Origin of the sequence: Roseateles sp. DAIF2 (assembly GCF_015624425.1) — a bacterium.
GTDB lineage: Bacteria > Pseudomonadota > Gammaproteobacteria > Burkholderiales > Burkholderiaceae_C > Kinneretia.
In genome coordinates this window covers 4,313,231-4,330,245 of the sequence record NZ_CP049919.1, presented here as the reverse complement: position 1 = coordinate 4,330,245, position 17,015 = coordinate 4,313,231, and the positions used below count along the sequence as shown (strand labels likewise).

Annotated in this window: 16 protein-coding genes; 7 read left to right on the top strand and 9 right to left on the bottom strand. The window is 68.1% G+C overall.

What is annotated here, in order from left to right; all coding sequences use genetic code 11:
- Position 1: 1 nt before the first annotated feature.
- From G8A07_RS19935 to G8A07_RS19925, 3 genes are all read right to left on the bottom strand, one after another.
- The gene (locus G8A07_RS19935; protein ID WP_195793721.1) at positions 2 to 1,534 is read right to left on the bottom strand and encodes a hypothetical protein; all 1,533 of its coding nucleotides are present in this window, start codon (positions 1,532 to 1,534) and stop codon (positions 2 to 4) included.
- 132 nt (positions 1,535 to 1,666) lie between these two features.
- On the bottom strand, positions 1,667 to 2,521 hold the full coding sequence (locus G8A07_RS19930; protein WP_195793720.1) for a J domain-containing protein: 855 nt from the start codon (positions 2,519 to 2,521) through the stop codon (positions 1,667 to 1,669).
- Positions 2,522 to 2,632: 111 nt separating this feature from the next.
- Entirely contained in the window at positions 2,633 to 4,810 is a 2,178-nt protein-coding gene (locus G8A07_RS19925; protein WP_195793719.1) for a sodium-translocating pyrophosphatase, read from the bottom strand.
- A gap of 227 nt (positions 4,811 to 5,037) precedes the next feature.
- Between G8A07_RS19925 and ppa the strand changes: the two genes are divergently transcribed.
- Positions 5,038 to 5,577 carry an inorganic diphosphatase gene (gene ppa / locus G8A07_RS19920; RefSeq protein WP_195793718.1) on the top strand — a complete coding sequence of 180 codons (540 nt, stop codon included), beginning with the start codon at positions 5,038 to 5,040 and terminating at the stop codon, positions 5,575 to 5,577.
- Positions 5,578 to 5,642: 65 nt separating this feature from the next.
- Here the strand turns inward: ppa and G8A07_RS19915 are convergent, their stop codons facing one another.
- Entirely contained in the window at positions 5,643 to 6,812 is a 1,170-nt protein-coding gene (locus tag G8A07_RS19915) for a GNAT family N-acetyltransferase (RefSeq protein WP_195793717.1), read from the bottom strand.
- A 58-nt stretch (positions 6,813 to 6,870) separates the two neighbouring features.
- Here G8A07_RS19915 and G8A07_RS19910 point away from each other — a divergent pair, with 58 nt between their 5' ends.
- Complete coding sequence (locus G8A07_RS19910) at positions 6,871 to 8,922, top strand: NAD(+) synthase (RefSeq protein WP_195793716.1); 2,052 nt, start codon at positions 6,871 to 6,873, stop codon at positions 8,920 to 8,922.
- 59 nt (positions 8,923 to 8,981) lie between these two features.
- A complete protein-coding gene (locus tag G8A07_RS19905) occupies positions 8,982 to 9,320 on the top strand; it encodes a P-II family nitrogen regulator (RefSeq protein ID WP_195793715.1) in 339 nt (112 codons plus the stop codon).
- Between the two features lie 7 nt (positions 9,321 to 9,327).
- Here the strand turns inward: G8A07_RS19905 and G8A07_RS19900 are convergent, their stop codons facing one another.
- Genes G8A07_RS19900 through G8A07_RS19880 form a run of 5 tightly spaced genes read right to left on the bottom strand, consistent with a single transcriptional unit; the run spans position 9,328 to position 12,176 of the window.
- On the bottom strand, positions 9,328 to 9,720 hold the full coding sequence (locus tag G8A07_RS19900) for a diacylglycerol kinase (RefSeq protein ID WP_195793714.1): 393 nt from the start codon (positions 9,718 to 9,720) through the stop codon (positions 9,328 to 9,330).
- Positions 9,717 to 10,259 carry an RDD family protein gene (locus G8A07_RS19895; protein ID WP_195793713.1) on the bottom strand — a complete coding sequence of 181 codons (543 nt, stop codon included), beginning with the start codon at positions 10,257 to 10,259 and terminating at the stop codon, positions 9,717 to 9,719. Before G8A07_RS19895 ends, G8A07_RS19900 begins: the two co-directional genes overlap by 4 nt.
- Before the next feature lie 9 nt (positions 10,260 to 10,268).
- The gene (locus tag G8A07_RS19890) at positions 10,269 to 11,117 is read right to left on the bottom strand and encodes a DUF3106 domain-containing protein (protein WP_195793712.1); all 849 of its coding nucleotides are present in this window, start codon (positions 11,115 to 11,117) and stop codon (positions 10,269 to 10,271) included.
- Positions 11,118 to 11,133: 16 nt separating this feature from the next.
- Positions 11,134 to 11,613 (bottom strand): DUF3619 family protein, encoded by a 480-nt coding sequence (locus G8A07_RS19885; protein WP_195793711.1) that lies wholly within the window; start codon positions 11,611 to 11,613, stop codon positions 11,134 to 11,136.
- Positions 11,610 to 12,176, bottom strand: a complete 567-nt coding sequence (locus G8A07_RS19880; RefSeq protein ID WP_195793710.1) for an RNA polymerase sigma factor — start codon at positions 12,174 to 12,176, stop codon at positions 11,610 to 11,612. Before G8A07_RS19880 ends, G8A07_RS19885 begins: the two co-directional genes overlap by 4 nt.
- Before the next feature lie 254 nt (positions 12,177 to 12,430).
- Here G8A07_RS19880 and G8A07_RS19875 point away from each other — a divergent pair, with 254 nt between their 5' ends.
- The 4 genes from G8A07_RS19875 (at position 12,431) to pssA (ending at position 16,879) form a co-directional block, all read left to right on the top strand.
- The gene (locus tag G8A07_RS19875) at positions 12,431 to 14,221 is read left to right on the top strand and encodes an acetolactate synthase 3 catalytic subunit (protein WP_195793709.1); all 1,791 of its coding nucleotides are present in this window, start codon (positions 12,431 to 12,433) and stop codon (positions 14,219 to 14,221) included.
- A 174-nt stretch (positions 14,222 to 14,395) separates the two neighbouring features.
- Complete coding sequence (gene ilvN, locus G8A07_RS19870) at positions 14,396 to 14,887, top strand: acetolactate synthase small subunit (RefSeq protein WP_195793708.1); 492 nt, start codon at positions 14,396 to 14,398, stop codon at positions 14,885 to 14,887.
- Between the two features lie 56 nt (positions 14,888 to 14,943).
- Positions 14,944 to 15,960 carry a ketol-acid reductoisomerase gene (gene ilvC / locus G8A07_RS19865; protein WP_195793707.1) on the top strand — a complete coding sequence of 339 codons (1,017 nt, stop codon included), beginning with the start codon at positions 14,944 to 14,946 and terminating at the stop codon, positions 15,958 to 15,960.
- A gap of 76 nt (positions 15,961 to 16,036) precedes the next feature.
- Positions 16,037 to 16,879, top strand: a complete 843-nt coding sequence (pssA, locus tag G8A07_RS19860) for a CDP-diacylglycerol--serine O-phosphatidyltransferase (protein WP_195793706.1) — start codon at positions 16,037 to 16,039, stop codon at positions 16,877 to 16,879.
- Positions 16,880 to 17,015: the final 136 nt, after the last annotated feature.

Genomic DNA, 17,015 nt, shown 5'->3' with positions numbered 1-17,015 from the left:
CTCAGCGCAGCCGCTCCAGGAAGTTGCGCGTGGCCGGCAGGCTGCTGCGCTCGGTCACGCGATGGTTCTCCAGCGCCTCTCGGGTCTCCAGCTGCTGCTGTTCGGTCTTCCTCAGCGCGCGCAGCGGCTGATCTTTGGTTCGCTCGATCAGGGTCGTGGTGCTGAGGCTGTCCTTGACCTTGCGGATGTCGTAGTTGCCGCTGCTGGTGTCCAGCATGCCGCCGAAGCGCGACTTCAGCGAATGCGCATCGAGCTGCTCGCTGCGCTCCTGGGTGATCGACATCTCGCCCGCGCCGCCCTGGCGCCGCACCGTGGTCTTCTGGCTCAGCGTGTAGTCGGCGCGGCCGATCTCGTTGATGGCGCCGCGCTCGGTGGTCTTCTTGAAGTCGCCGCCGAAACTGGCCTGGAAGTCCTGCAGCCCGCTGTGCAGCGGCTGCAGCTGGCGCGCCAGCGCGGGATCGCCGAGCGCGTCGTCGGCCGCGGCCGGCTGCTCCGGCGGCGCGGCGGCACCATGCATCTGCGCGAAGGCGTCCTTGAACAGCGCGACCAGTCCGGCATCGGCGCGGCTGCGCTGCGCGGCCGCGTCGAACTGGCGCAGATGCTGCTGGATCGCGGCCTGGCGCTGCTGCGGATCCGTGGTGCGCAGCGGCGTGCTCAGGTCCAGGTTCAGCGCCACCTCGCCGGCCCCGCCCTTGAGTGCGAGCGCCTTGCGCTCGGCGCCCAGGCTCAGGCTGAAGGACTCCAGCGCCTGCTGGGGCTTGGGGTTCCTGATCGACAGCTCGAGGCCGGTCAGCGCCTTGCCGTCATAGGCCTTCATCAGGCCGGCCAGGTCCAGCTGAGGCCGCTCGGGATGCCCCAGTCCTTCCAGTGCCCGGTCCAGGCCGTCGGCCAGCTTGGCCAGGGCCTCGCGTTCGTCCTGCTCAAGCGGGCCCGAGCCGGCGATCTCGACCTGCAGGCCTTCGCCGCCGGCGTCGCCCTCCGTCCTGCTCATCGAGATCTTCAGCGCCACCGTCTGCCCGGAGCGGGTCTGGATCTTCAGGCTGACCTGGGTGGCATCGGGCTGGTCGAGGTCGGGCAGTTGCGCGTCGATCGCCTCGGTGCTCGTGCCGGCCGGGCCGCCGGGTGCCTGCGGGGCCTGCGTGTCGACCAGGGTCTGGCGGTAGTTCGCGGGCGTGGCCGCGAAGCGCGCCAGCAACGCGCCGCCCAGGCCGCGCCAGCTGTCGGCCAGGCCGCCCTTGGCGGTCCTGCCGTCGACGTTGCGCGCCATCAGGCCGCCGATCTCGTCGCCCCGCTGCGCCGCTGTGGCCCAGCTCCGGGTGCGAGCGAAGAGGGGGGCGGGCTCGGCCGCCTTGGGCTTGGCGTAGACCAGCTCGTTGGCGGCCGCCGCGCCGCCGTCCAGCGTCACCTGGGTGGTCGCGGGTGAGGGGGCGGGTGGTTGCGGCAGGCGCGGCTCGACCCGCGGCGGGGCCGCTCGGCCGGCGCTGGAAGAGGGCATGGGCAGGCCGGGGGCGCCCATGGAAGAAATGCTGGTCATCGCGTCAGAGCCTCCGCTGGTTTCGTCGACCTGCGGTTCTGACGGACGTTGCAGGCCTGCTGACCTGCTGTATCGGCCGGGCGGCCGGGAAGCTGAAGCGCTGCCGGGCGATTGCCGGCGGATGGCTGGCGATCAGGCCGCGGCGGCGCCCATGCGCTGCAGGCGCTGCTGCAGGAAGTTGTGCGCCAGATCGGATTCGGGCTGGAGGCGCTGGCCGATGTAGAGCTCCTGGCGGCGCTCGGCGATCTGGGTGCGCAGGCGGCTTGCCATCACGCTCAACGGGTCCAGCCCCTTGGCCTCGGCCTGGGTGATGGCGGTCCAGAGCCGGTGCATCGGATGGGTCAGCAGGGCGGCCTGGTGGGCCTGCACGACGCGCAGCCGGCCCTGCACGGCCTGCTCGCTGCGCTGCAGCCATTCCAGCATCACCAGGCTGTTGTTGCCGGTGACGCGCTCCGGCGCCTCGCCGGCGGCCAGCAGGATGTTCTCCAGCCGCGCGCGGTCCTGCGCCTCGTAGGCGCGGTTGACGCTCATCATGTCCTGCTCGCGGCGCTGGCGCTCGGCGGCGCTGCCGGCCAGGTCCGGGTGGCAGCGCATCGCGGCGCGGCGGTACAGCTGCTTCAGGCTCGGCGGGGTCAGGTCTTGCAGCCCGCCCTCGGGCTGGGCCGGTGCCGGTGCGCCGGCGGGCATCTGGGCCAGCAGCGGGGGCAGGGCGCTGGCCTTGGGCGGTTCGGGGCGGCGCGCGGTGGCGACGCCGTTGCGCTGCAGGGCCTCGAACAGATAGCTCAGGGCGGTGTGCAGCTGCGATTCCAGCGCGTCCAGCTCCAGGTACAGCGAGCCGAGCTGGGCGGTGTAGCGTTCAATGAAGGCCTGGACCTGGGCATGCAGGGCGCGATGCGCCTGTTCCTGCGCCGACAGCGAGGCCTGCAGGTCGGCCAGCCTGGCCTGCCGGCGTGCCAATTCATGTCGATCGATGGCCAGGTTCCTCATGCCCTCATGTCCTCGCTGTGATGTTTTGCACATTGTGTGCCGAAGGGTCTGCGCACCAAAGTGAAATGAGCCCGCGATTGCGGGCCCATACCGGTCGATGCGGGTAAGCCCTTAAGGTTGCGAGGCCGCCGCGCTGGCCGGCGCCGGCGTTGCGAGCAAGGCTTCGCTGGCGACGGCGGCCGGTGCACTGGCGGCCGCGGCGGCGGGCGGCTGGACCTCCGGCGCCTTGTGGCTGGCAACCGTCATCGGCAGCAGCGGCACGATCAGCAGCGCGACGATGTTGATGATCTTGATCAGCGGGTTCACCGCCGGGCCGGCCGTGTCCTTGTAGGGGTCGCCCACCGTGTCGCCGGTCACCGCGGCCTTGTGGGCATCGCTGCCCTTGCCGCCATGGTGGCCGTCCTCGATGTACTTCTTGGCGTTGTCCCAGGCGCCGCCGCCGGTGCACATCGAGATCGCGACGAACAGGCCGGTGACGATGGTGCCCATCAGCAGGCCGCCCAGCGCCTCGGCGCCGAGGAACATGCCGACCAGGATCGGCACGATCACCGGCAGCAGCGAGGGCACGATCATTTCCTTGATCGCGGCGCTGGTCAGCATGTCGACCGCGCGGCCGTACTCGGGCTTGCCGCTGCCGTCCATGATGCCCTTGATGTCGCGGAACTGGCGCCGCACCTCCTCGACCACCGAACCGGCGGCGCGGCCGACGGCCTCCATCGCCATGGCGCCGAACAGGTAGGGGATCAGGCCGCCGATGAAGAGGCCGACGATCACCATGTGGTTGCTGAGGTCGAAGCTGACATGCATGCCGCGCGCTTCCAGCGCATGCGTGTAGTCGGCGAACAGCACCAGCGCGGCCAGGCCGGCCGAGCCGATCGCATAGCCCTTGGTGACGGCCTTGGTGGTGTTGCCCACCGCGTCCAGCGGGTCGGTGATCGCGCGCACGCTGTCGGGCAGCTCGGCCATCTCGGCGATGCCGCCGGCGTTGTCGGTGATCGGGCCGTAGGCGTCCAGCGCGACCACGATGCCGGCCATGCTCAGCATCGAGGTGGCGGCGATCGCGATGCCGTACAGGCCGGCCAGCTTGTAGGAGACGACGATCGCGATGCAGACGAACAGCACCGGCCAGGCGGTCGAGCGCATCGACACGCCGAGGCCGGCGATGATGTTGGTGCCATGGCCGGTGGTGGAGGCCTGGGCCACATGCTGCACCGGCTTGTAGTCGGTGCCGGTGTAGTACTCGGTGATCCAGACCATGCCGGCGGTCAGCACCAGGCCGACGATGCAGGCGCCAAACAGGCGCAGCTGCGAGCCGGGATATGCGGCGCCGAGCGCGTCGTCCGGCATCACCGCGCGGGTGATGAAGAAGAAGCCGATCAGCGACAGCACGCCGGCGACGATCAGGCCTTTGTAGAGCGCCGGCATCACGTTCTTCATGCCCGGCGTCGCCTTGACGACGCTGCAGCCGATGATGGAGGCGATGATCGAGAAGCCGCCCAGCACCAGCGGGTAGATCACCGCCTGCAGGGTGGCGCCGGTGATCATCAGCGCGCCCAGCGCCATCGTCGCGATCAGGGTCACCGCATAGGTCTCGAACAGGTCGGCCGCCATGCCGGCGCAGTCGCCGACGTTGTCGCCCACGTTGTCGGCGATCACCGCCGGGTTGCGCGGGTCATCCTCGGGGATGCCGGCTTCGACCTTGCCCACCAGGTCGGCGCCGACATCGGCGCCCTTGGTGAAGATGCCGCCGCCCAGGCGCGCGAAGATCGAGATCAGCGAGGAGCCGAAGGCCAGGCCCAGCAGCGGCTTCAGCGTTGCGGAGTCGGCCTTGACGCCACCCGAGACGTACCAGAAGAACAGGCCCACGCCCAGCAGGCCGAGGCCGACCACCAGCATGCCGGTGATCGCGCCGCCCTTGAAGGCCACGTTCAGCGCCGGGGCCATGCCCTCGGTGGCGGCCTGGGCGGTGCGCACATTGGCGCGCACCGAGACATTCATGCCGATGAAGCCGCAGGCGCCGGAGAGCAGGGCGCCGACCACGAAGCCGATCGCCGTGGTCTTGTCCAGGAACACCGCGATCAGGATCGCGAGCAGCACGCCGACGATCGCGATCGTCTTGTACTGCCGGGCCAGGTAGGCGGCCGCACCCTGCTGGATCGCGGCGGCGATCTCCTGCATGCGCGCGTTGCCCGCGGCCTGGTTCAGGATCCAGCTGCGTTGAATGAAACCGTACAAGACTGCGGCGAGCCCGCAGGCCAGCGCGAAATACAGCGCTACTTCCGTCGACATGAACATGTCTCCTCTGATGTATCTGCCGTTATGAAGGGACGCCTGCGAACAACAAACGCCAATCCCGCATGCAATTCGATCATCCACAGGTCGGTCCGGCGCATGCTAAGGGAGGCCCCGGGCTTGGCGATTGAGCGTTTACCAGTGGGTACAGATGAGGTACGAACGTCAGGCCGCGGCAAGCCCAGCCGCTAGAATCCGGGTTTCCCCTGGCGTTACACAACATCATGAGCCTGCACAACGTGACCCCCGGCGCCAAGGCGCCCGAGCAATTCAACGTCGTCATCGAGATCCCGATGAACGCCGACCCGATCAAGTACGAGGTCGACAAGGAAAGCGGCGCGCTGTTCGTCGACCGCTTCATGACGACCGCGATGCACTACCCCTGCAACTACGGTTACATCCCGCAGACCCTGGCCGACGACGGCGACCCGGTCGACGTGCTGGTGATCACCCCCTTCCCGCTGACCCCGGGCGTGGTGGTGACCTGCCGCGCCATCGGCGTGCTGCAGATGGACGACGAAGCCGGCGGCGACGCCAAGTTGCTGGCCGTGCCGACCAGCAAGATCCTGCCGATCTACGACCACTGGCAAAAGCCCGAGGACATCAACCAGATGCGCCTGAAGGCCATCCAGCATTTCTTCGAGCATTACAAGGACCTGGAAGCCGGCAAGTGGGTCAAGGTCAAGGGCTGGGAAGGCCCGGACGCCGCCAAGGCCGAGATCACCTCGGGCCTGGCCAACTACGCCAAGTCGCAGCAGAAGTAAGCAGGCCGGCAGCGCTTGCTGCCCGCCCCAGCGAGAAAGCGCCCCGCGGGGCGCTTTTCTTTTTGTCAGGGCGCCGCGCGCTTGAAGGGCTGGTGTTCCTCCAGCTCGCCGATGTAGCCGCGCATGACCTGACCCTCGCGGCCGAGGAAATCGGCCACCGCATCGCTGAAGTCCGGATGCGCCAGCCAATGGCTGGAGCCGGTGGCCACCGGCAGCAGGCCGCGCGCCATCTTGTGCTCGCCCTGGGCGCCGCCCTCGAAGGCCTGGTAGCCGTTGGCGATGCACCAGGCCAGCGGCTGGTAGTAGCAGGCGTCGAAATGCAGGCAGGGCACGGCCTCGGTCGCACCCCAGTAGCGGCCGTAGGCGCGGCGCTGCGCCGGGTCCAGCGCGATCAGCGAGGCGGCGATCCGCGTGCCGTCGCCGCGGCGCGCGACGAACAGCAGCCAATGCTCGGGCATGCGCGCCTGCATCGCGGCGAAAAACTCGCGCGTCAGATAGGGCGTGCTGTGATGCGCGCGGTAGGTCAGGCGGTAGCAGCGGTAGAAGAAGTCCCAATCCTGTTCGGTGATTGCATTGCCCTGCAAGGCCTCGAAGACGATGCCGGCCTCGCGCACCTTGCGCTGCTCCTGCTGGATCTTCTTGCGCTTCTCGCGCTGCAGCGAGGCGAGGAAGTCCTCGAAGCCCGCATAGGGCTCGGGCTCGCGATTGCGCCAGTGGAACTGCACGCCGCTGCGCTGCAGCCAGCCGGCGCCCTGTGCCGCGGCGAAATCCGCGGCGTCGCCGAACAGCAGATGGGCCGAGGAGAGCCGCCGGCGCTCGGCCAGCAGCTGCAGGCCCCGCATCAGCAGCGCGCGGGATTCCTCGTCGCGCGCCAGCAGCCGCGTGCCCGGCACCGGCGTGAAGGGCACGGCCACCAGCAGCTTGGGGTAATAGTCCAGGCCATGACGGCGGTAGGCATCGGCCCAGGCCCAGTCGAACACATACTCGCCATAGCTATGGCTCTTCAGATAGGCCGGGCAGGCGGCGCGCAGCGCCTCGCCCTGCCAGACGCTGAGGAACTGCGGCTGCCAGCCGCTGCCGGCCACGGCCGAGCCGCTGGCATGCAGGGCCTGCAGGTACTCCAGTCGCATGAAGGGCGTGGGCCGCGCGGCGGCGGCCAGCAGCGCGTTCCAGGCATCGAGGGGCAGGGCGGCCGGATCGTCGTCGACGCGCAGGCTCAGGTCGTGGTCGCTCATGTGGGGCAAATCTTAGGCGCAGGCGCAAACCCCGCGCTTTGATGGCAGGATTCGGGGCATGCATTTCGACAATCTCTACACGCACGATTTCGCGCGCATCGCGGTGGCCTCGCCCGAATGCCGGGTGGCCGATCCGGCCTTCAACGGCGCGCGCCATGCCGAGCTGCTGGCCGAGGCCGCGGCGCGCGGCGCGGTGCTGGTGGCCTTTCCGGAGCTGGGCCTGTCCAGCTACACCTGCGACGACCTGTTCCACCAGCGCGCGCTGCTGGACGGCTGCGAGGCCGCGCTGGCCGCTCTGCTGGAGGCCTCGCGGACGCAGCCCTGCGCGGCCATCGTCGGCATGCCGCTGCGCTTCGAGCAGCGCCTCTTCAACTGCGCGGTGGTGCTGCAGCGCGGCCGGCTGCTGGGCGTGCTGCCCAAGACCTATCTGCCCAATTACGGCGAGTTCTACGAGGCGCGCCAGTTCAATGCGGCGCTGGATGCGGTGGGCGAGGAGATCGAGCTGCTGGGCCAGCGCGTGCCCTTCGGCAACCGGCTGCTGTTCGCCGCCACCGACCTGCCGCTGCTGCGCTTCCATGTCGAGATCTGCGAGGACGTCTGGACGCCGATCCCGCCCTCGTCCTTCGCGGCGCTGGCCGGGGCGACCGTGCTGGTGAACCTGTCGGCCTCGAACGCCCTGGTCGGCAAGGCCGGCTATCGGCGCCAGCTGGTCGCGCAGCAGGCGGCGCGCTGCCTGGCGGCCTATGCCTACAGCTCGGCCGGCGCCGGCGAGTCGAGCACCGACCTGGCCTGGGACGGCCATGCGCTGATCTGCGAGAACGGCGAGATGCTGGCCGAGTCGGAGCGCTTCGCGCGCGGCTCGCAGCTGCTGACGGCCGACGTCGACCTGGAGCGCCTGTCGCGCGAGCGCATGCGCCAGAACAGCTTCGGCCAGTCGGTGCGCGTGCATGGCGCGGCCTTGAAGGAGTTCCGCCACATCGGGTTCGCGCTGGGCCTGGACCGCGAGCAGCCGCTGCCGCTGCAGCGCCGGGTCGAGCGCTTCCCCTATGTGCCGGCCGATCGCGCGCGGCGCGACGAGCGCTGCCACGAGGTCTACAACATCCAGGTGCAGGCCCTGGTGCAGCGCCTGGCCAGCAGCGGCATCGGCAAGCTGGTGCTGGGCGTCTCCGGTGGGCTGGACTCGACCCATGCGCTGCTGGTAGCGGCGCGTGCAATGGACCAGCTGGGCCTGCCGCGCAGCCATATCCTGGCCTACACCATGCCCGGCTTCGCGACCGGCGAGCGCACGCGCGACCAGGCCTGGCGCCTGATGCGCGCGATCGGCTGCAGCGCGGCCGAGATCGACATCCGGCCCAGCTGCCTGCAGATGCTGAAGGACCTGGACCACCCCTATGCGCGCGGCGAGGCGGTCTATGACGTGACCTTCGAGAACGTGCAGGCCGGCGAGCGCACCAACCATCTGTTCCGCCTGGCCAATCACCAGGGCGCGCTGGTGCTGGGCACCGGAGACCTCAGCGAGCTGGCGCTGGGCTGGTGCACCTATGGCGTGGGCGACCATATGTCGCACTACAACGTCAACGCCAGCGTGCCCAAGACCCTGATCCAGTACCTGGTGCGCTGGGTTGCCGAGACCGGCCAGCTCGGCGCGGTCGACCATCAGGTGCTGCTGGACATCCTGGGCACCGAGATCAGTCCCGAACTGGTGCCGGCCGACGCGGCGGCCGCCAGCGGCAAGCCGCTGCAGAGCACCGAGGCCGCGATCGGCCCCTACGAGCTGCAGGACTTCAACCTGTTCTACACCCTGCGCCATGGCTATGCGCCGGCCAAGATCGCCTTCTTGGCGCGCCATGCCTGGGGCGACCGCGCGGCGGGCGCCTGGCCGGACGCGGCCCATGTGCAGCGCAACGAGTACGCGCTGGCCGAGATCAAGCGCGTGCTGGCCATCTTCGTGCGGCGCTTCTTCCAGGGCAGCCAGTTCAAGCGCAGCTGCGTGCCGAACGCGCCCAAGGTGGGCAGCGGCGGCTCGCTGTCGCCGCGCGGCGACTGGCGTGCGCCCAGCGATTCGCGGGCCGATGTCTGGCTCGCCGATCTGGCGCGCATTCCCGATTGAGGCCGGGGTTCCGTGCTTAAATCACAGGCAGTTCAAAACCCCTATCCGGAGCCCTCGCCATGAAGCAGATCACCGCCATCATCAAGCCCTTCAAGCTGGACGAGGTCCGCGAGGCGCTGGCAGAGGTGGGCGCCTCCGGCCTGACCGTCACCGAGGTCAAGGGCTTCGGCCGCCAGAAGGGGCATACCGAGCTCTACCGCGGCGCTGAATACGTGGTGGACTTCCTGCCCAAGGTCAAGGTCGAGGTGGTCGTCAAGGACGACGAGGTCGACCGCTGCATCGACGCGATCCTGAAGGCCGCCAAGACCGGCAAGATCGGCGACGGCAAGATCTTCGTGACGGCGGTCGAGCAGGTCGTGCGTATCCGCACCGGCGAAACGGACGAAGCCGCCGTCTAATAAGCCCTCAGGCCAGGAATCGGTGGTAGGCGGCGGCGGCCCAGATGCCGCCGGCCAGCAGCAGGGCCAGCAGCACCGCGGCGCTGGCCAGATCCTTGGCGCGCTTGGACAGGTCGTGCAGCTCGAAGCCGACGCGGTCGATCGCCGCCTCGATGCCCGAGTTGAGCAGCTCGACGATCAGCACCAGTAGCAGCGAGCCGACCAGCAGCGCCACCTCCACCCAGCCGCGCCCCAGCCAGAAGGCCAGCGGCGTCGCGAGCGCCATCAGCCAGACCTCCTGGCGGAAGGCGCTCTCGCCGCTGTAGGCGGCGCGCAGCCCGGCCCAGGAATAGCCGGCGGCCCGCAGCACGCGGTCCAGGCCGGTGCGACCCTTGTGCGGGTTGCTGTTGCTCTCGGTCATTTCTTCTTGGCCCGCGGCGGCGGCAGCTGGGTCACCAGCCGGGTGCCGCAGATCGCGTCGTGCAGGAACTGGCGGCGCGGGTGGATCCAGGCCAGCGCGGCATAGGCCACGACGCCGACGCCCAGGCTCGCGAAGATCGCGCCGCTGCTGTGCTGCAGGCCCAGCAGGTAGACGCTGGCCAGCGCCGGCAGGAACCACAGCCAGCTCAGCACATAGCGCGCCAGCGCGCGCAGCTGGCTCAGGCCACGGCCCTGGGCATCGACCACGCGGATATGCCAGGCCTTCATCGCCACCGTCTGGCCGCCGCGCGACCAGAACCAGACGAAGTAGATGCCCAGCACGATGAACAGGAAGGCCTGCAGCCCATGCTGGCCCTGCATCGCGTTGCGCTGCTGTGTCAGGGCCGAGTACAGATAGCCGGCCACGAAGACCACGCCGAACAGCAGCACGCCCTCGTAGATGAAGGCGGCCATGCGGCGGGCCAGGCCCGGCGTCGGGGAAGGGAAGACGGCGCTTACGCCGTCGGACGATTCACTCATGGGGCGGGATTATTGCCGCGCCGGCTGAATGATCGCTTTAGGCAGCAGCGTCTTGTCGTCCAGGCGGCCCATGTCCAGCGCCAGCCGCGGGTTGCCGGTGGGCTGGCGGGCCTGGGCGCGGCCCTGGTTGATCAGCACCGTGGTGGCGCCGGGCTTGGCCTGCAGCACGGTCGGGCCGAGCGGCTGCTCGGCACTGACGACGGGGCGCAGCGGTACCAGCGCCGGCTTCGGGGCGGGCGGGGCCTTGCTGCTGCTGGCCGGGGCGGCGACGCTGACCGGGCGCGCCTTCTGCGCTGCCTTGTCGGCCAGCTGCTGGCGCTTTTCCTCGGGCAGGGCCTGGTAAGCCTCCCATTTGGCCTGGCGCTCGTCCGCCTTCAGCTGGCGCGAGGCCTGGAAGGCGATGCGCGCCTGCTGGCGCTCGGCCGGGCTGAGCTTGGCCCAGTCGCTCATGCGCTGCTGCACGCGCTGCTGCTCATGCTCGGGCAACTGCGGGTAGCGGGCGGCCAGCTCCAGCCATTTGCCGCGGCGCGAGGGGTCCAGCGCATTCCATTCCTTCTCCAGCGGCGCCAGCAGCTGCTTGTGGGCCGGGCTCAGGGCCTGCCATTCGATCGTGGTCGAGGGCGTGGTCGCTGGCAAGGCGGGCAGCGGCGTCAGCGGGGCGGGTGCGGCGACCGGCAGCGGCGCGGCCGAGGCGGCCGGTGCCACCGCGTCGATGGGCGCTGTAGGCGCCGAGGCGGCCGGGTCGGCGGAGGTCGTCTGGGCCAGCGCGGGGCCGGCACAGAGGGCTACCGCCAGCCAGACGGCACAGGCGATGGGCTGGGCGAGGGTACGGCTAGGGTGGGGATCCGCTCGGGTCATGCTGCCGATCGGTCCGTCACTCGGGCTGCTGCTGCGAGTCGGGCGCGGCTTGCTGCTGTTCGTCATCGCTCAGGTATTCGGAGAAGCCGGGGTCGCCATAGGCGGCCGGCGGCAGCTTGTCGGACAGCAGGGCGGCATCGACTTCGGCCGCGGCGGTGATCTGCTGGTACCACTGGCTGTGCTGGATCAGCAGCAGGCCGCCGATCAGCAGCAGCAGCGGCAGCAGGGAGGCCAGCTTGAGCCAGCGGCCGCGGCCGGGACCGCCGCCCAGCGCCAGGCTGCTGCCCTGCGCGATCACGCCGGCGGCGGTTTCCAGCTGAGGGCGGGCGGCGCGGGCCTCGCGCGCCTTGGCCATGGCCTGCTCGCGCGCGAAGCGCAGGCGTTCGCCGATGTCGGGCGCCAGGGTCTCGTTATGCTCGGTCAAGCCCGCAGCGACGCGCAGGCCGTAGCGCGACATGTCCAGGTCGGAGTGCTGATGCTGAGGCTTGTTGCTCATAATGTGATTCCCTTGGCCTTCAGAGATTTTGCAAGCGAATGGACCGCCCGGGAGCAATGCGTTTTCACGCTGCCCTCCGAACAGCCCATCACGGACGCCGTCTCGGCAACGTCCAATTCTTCCCAGTAACGCAGCAGGAACGCTTCGCGTTGACGCGTGGGCAGCTCGGCGACTTCCTTGTCGATGGCTTGCAAGATCTGGGCCCGCGACACCTCGTCGGCGGCGCTCAGCGCGCCCAGGGCGCCGTCCCGCGTCTCCAGCGATTCCAGCAGGTCGAAATCCTCGTCCCCGTCGTTGCCCTCGAAGTCTGACAGGTTCTGCATCACCGAGCGGCGCACCTTCTGGCGCCGGAACCAGTCCATCGTCGCGTTCGACAAGATGCGCTGGAACAACAGCGGCAGCTCGGCCGCCGGGCGGTCGAAGTATTTTTCGGCCAGCCGGATCATGGCGTCCTGCACGATGTCCAGGGCAGCATCGTCGTCGCGCACCAGGTAGGCGCTGCGCTTGAAAGCACGTTTTTCGACGCTGCGGAGGAATTCGTTGAGTTCTTTTTCGGTGGCCAAGAGTCTGCGGGCGGGCCCGGTGCTGGCGAAATCGGCGCGGATTATTGCATTTCGCCCGCCATTCTCGACGAGTTCGCTCGGAATGCCGGGATCGCAGGCATAATGCTGCTTCGCACAAAGAGCTACTTGGGTCTCAAGCTGGCCGCCCGACCGGGGCGCCTCGTTTTTGACCGCGCAGGCTCCGAGTCCGCCTCACAAGGGCGCGAGAAGGAGCACCGATGGTTTTTCGTTAGAGAAATTCACAGAGGTTCGAAATGGACATGTCTAGCGCGGAAGTCAAGCGTGCCGCTGCATTGGAAAGCAGGGCACAACCGCAGTTTTCATCCCCCCCCAGCGAGCTGAACGGCTCGGAAATCCTGGTCCGCTGTCTGCAGGCCGAGGGTGTCAAGCATTTGTGGGGCTACCCAGGCGGCGCCGTCCTCTATATCTACGACGCGCTGTACAAACAGGATTCGATCCAGCATGTGCTGGTGCGCCACGAGCAGGCGGCCATCCATGCGGCCGACGGCTATGCCCGCGCCACCGGCGATGTCGGCGTGGCCCTGGTCACCTCGGGCCCGGGCGTGACGAATGCCGTGACCGGCATCGCGACCGCCTATATGGACTCGATCCCGATGGTGATCATCACCGGGCAGGTGCCCACGGCCGCGATCGGCCTGGATGCCTTCCAGGAATGCGACACCGTCGGCATCACCCGCCCAATCGTCAAGCACAACTTCCTGGTGAAGGACGTGCGCGACCTGGCGACGACCCTGAAGAAGGCCTTCCACATCGCGCGCACCGGCCGTCCGGGCCCGGTGGTGGTGGACATTCCGAAGGATGTCTCGCTGCACAAGACCGCCTTCAGCTATCCCACCCATGTGGAGATGCGCAGCTACAACCCGGTGAAGAAGGGGCATAGCGGCCAGATCCGCAAGGCGGTGCAGCTGCTGCTGCAGGCCAAGCGCCCCTATATCTACACCGGCGGCGGCGTGATCCTGGGCGAGGCCGCGGCCGAGCTGCGCGAGCTGGTTAACCTGCTCGGCTATCCCTGCACCAACACCCTGATGGGCCTCGGTTCGATCCCCGCGTCGGATCCGAAGTTCCTCGGCATGCTGGGCATGCATGGCACCTACGAAGCCAACATGACCATGCAGAACTGCGATGTGCTGCTGGCCGTGGGCGCGCGCTTCGACGACCGGGTGATCGGCAACCCAAAGCATTTCGCCCAGGTCGAGCGCAAGATCATCCATGTGGACATCGACCCCTCGTCAATCTCCAAGCGGGTGCGGGTGGACATTCCGATCGTCGGCGACGTCAAGGACGTGCTGCAGGAGCTGATCCACCAGATCAAGGAAGCGCAGGCGAAGCCGGATTCGAACGCGATCAACGCCTGGTGGAGCCAGATCAACGAGTGGCGCCGCCGCGAGTGCCTGGCCTACAAGCCGTCCAGCGAGGTGATCAAGCCGCAGATGGTGGTCGAGACCCTGTGGAACCTGACCAAGGACCGCGACACCTACATCACCTCGGACGTCGGCCAGCACCAGATGTGGGCCGCGCAGTTCTACCGCTTCGAGCAGCCGCGCCGCTGGATCAACTCCGGCGGCCTGGGCACGATGGGCGTGGGCCTGCCCTATGCGATGGGCATCAAGCTGGCGAAGCCGGAGTCGGATGTGTTCTGCATCACCGGCGAGGGCTCGATCCAGATGTGCATCCAGGAGCTCTCGACCTGCTTCCAGTACAAGACGCCGGTCAAGATCGTGTCGCTGAACAACCGCTACCTGGGCATGGTGCGGCAGTGGCAGGAACTGGACTACGGCAAGCGCTACTCGCACAGCTATATGGAAGCGCTGCCGGACTTCGTCAAGCTGGCCGAGGCCTATGGCCATGTCGGCCTGCTGGTCGAGAAGCCCGGCGATGTCGAAGGGGCGCTGAAGGAGGCGATCCGCCTGAAGGATCGCACCGTGTTCCTCGACATCCGCACCGATCCGACCGAGAACGTCTGGCCGATGGTCCAGGCGGGCAAGGGCATCTCGGAAATGCTGCTGGGGTCCGAAGACCTGTGAGGGCCTGAAGCCGGCCCGACCCGGCGCCGTTACCGCGGCGCGGGGTGTGGTCCGGCGGATGGTCCGCGCAGCGGTACACCCAGGCAGCCTCCCTCAACCCTCGAAGCGCGCGCCAAGGGCCGTCGGTTATCGCCGCCGGCCTGAAGAGCGCGAGGCGAAGAAGGACCCAGACCCATGAGACACATCATTGCTTTGCTCATCGAGAACGAGCCGGGCGCGCTGTCGCGCGTCGTCGCGCTGTTCTCGGCCCGCGGCTACAACATCGAGAGCCTGACGGTGGCGCCGACGGAAGACCCGTCGCTGTCGCGCATGACGATCGTGACAACCGGCTCGGACGAGGTGATCGAGCAGATCACCAAGCACCTGAACCGGCTGATCGAGGTGGTCAAGGTCGTCGACCTGACCGAGGGCAACTACACCGAGCGCGAACTGATGCTGATCAAGGTGCGCGCGGTCGGCAAGGAGCGCGAGGAGATGAAGCGCACCGCCGACATCTTCCGCGGCCGCATCATCGACGTGACCGAGAAGACCTACACGATCGAGCTGACCGGCGACGCCGGCAAGCTCGATGCCTTCATCGACGCGATCGACCGCACCGCGATCCTGGAGACGGTGCGCACCGGCTCCAGCGGCATCGGCCGCGGCGAGCGCATCCTGCGCGTCTGATCCCGGCGCACTCTCTTTATCTTTTTCCTGTACCGAATTTTTCCCTGGAGACCGACATGAACGTTTTCTACGACAAGGACGCTGACCTGAGCCTGATCAAGGGCAAGAACGTCACCATCATCGGCTACGGCTCACAAGGCCACGCCCATGCCCAGAACCTGAACGACAGCGGCGTCAAGGTCACCGTCGGTCTGCGCCGTGGCGGCGCGTCCTGGGCCAAGGCCGAGAACGCCGGCCTGAAGGTCGCCGAGATCGCCGAGGCGGTGAAGGCCGCTGACGTCGTGATGATCCTGTTGCCCGACGAGCAGATCGCCGGCGTCTACCAGAACGAGGTCGAGCCCAACATCAAGCAGGGCGCCTCGCTGGCCTTCGCCCATGGCTTCAACGTGCATTACGGCCAGGTCACGCCGCGTGCCGACCTGGACGTCTGGATGGTCGCACCCAAGGCTCCCGGCCACACCGTGCGCGGCACCTACACGCAGGGTGGCGGCGTGCCGCACCTGATCGCCGTCTACGCCGACAAAAGCGGCAAGGCGCGCGACCTGGCCCTGAGCTACGCTGCGGCCAACGGCGGCGGCAAGGCCGGCATCATCGAGACCAACTTCCGCGAGGAGACCGAGACCGACCTGTTCGGCGAGCAGGCCGTGCTGTGCGGCGGCACCGTCGAGCTGATCAAGGCCGGCTTCGAGACCCTGGTCGAGGCCGGTTACGCGCCCGAGATGGCCTACTTCGAGTGCCTGCACGAGCTGAAGCTGATCGTCGACCTGATCTACGAGGGCGGCATCGCGAACATGAACTACTCGATCTCGAACAACGCCGAATACGGCGAGTACGTCACCGGCCCGCGCGTTGTGACCGAGGCGACCAAGGACGCGATGCGCCAGTGCCTGAAGGACATCCAGACCGGCGAGTACGCGAAGAGCTTCATCCTGGAGAACAAGGCCGGCGCGCCGACGCTGCAATCGCGTCGTCGCCTGACCTCGGAGCACCAGATCGAGCAGGTCGGCGAGAAGCTGCGCGCGATGATGCCCTGGATCAAGAAGAACCGCCTGGTCGACCAGAGCAAGAACTGAGGCCTCATCGTCTCAATCGAAAGCCGCGCTCCGCCGCGGCTTTTTTCATGGATCCCCTCGTGTATCCTCCCGCCCCATGACCGTTTCCGACCACAAGCACGTGGACCCGCTCGACGAGGACGAGGTCCTGGACGAGCCGCTGCGCCCGCGCCGCAAGGGCATCTACATCCTGCCCAATCTCTTCACCCTGGCCGCTCTGTTCAGCGGCTTCTACGCGATCGTGATGGCGATCGGCGGCCGCTTCGAGCAGTCGGCCTACGGCATCTTCGCCGCGATGGTGCTGGACAGCCTGGACGGCCGCGTCGCGCGCATGACCAACACGCAGTCGACCTTCGGCGAGCAGATGGACAGCCTGTCCGACATGGTGTCCTTCGGCGCCGCGCCGGCGCTGATCATGTATGCCTGGGCGCTGCAGGGCCTGGGCAAATGGGGCTGGTTCGCCGCCTTCGTCTACATCGCCGGCGCCGCGCTGCGCCTGGCGCGCTTCAACACCAACCTGGCGGTGGTCGACAAGCGCTTCTTCCAGGGCGTGCCCAGCCCCGCGGCCGCGGCCCTGGTGATCGGCCTGATCTGGGTGCTGGACGATGCCGGCTACAAGCAGGTGTATCAAGACCCGCTGCTCGCCTGGACCGCCTTCGGCTTCACGCTCTACGCGGGCCTGACGATGGTGACGAACGCGCCGTTCTACAGCTTCAAGGACGTCAGCTTCAAGCGCTCGGTGCCCTTCATCGTGATCGTCGCGATCGCGCTGGGCATCGCGCTGATCAACATCCATCCGCCCACCGTGCTGTTCGGCCTGTTCTGCCTCTATGGCGTCTCGGGCTACGGGGTCTACGCCTACAAGCGCATGAAGGGCAAGCCGGTCAGCGTCATTGCAACGTCGACCGACGAGCCCGATGAAAAGGGTCTGCACCACTGAGTGCCGTGCTATATTTCGCCGCATGTCGACGTTGATGTCTCTGACCGCATTGCTACTACTAGGCGACCTCCGGGTTCGCTGAACGATCGCGCGCGCACGTCACCACACCAACGTCCTCTCGATCTCAACGGCCCGT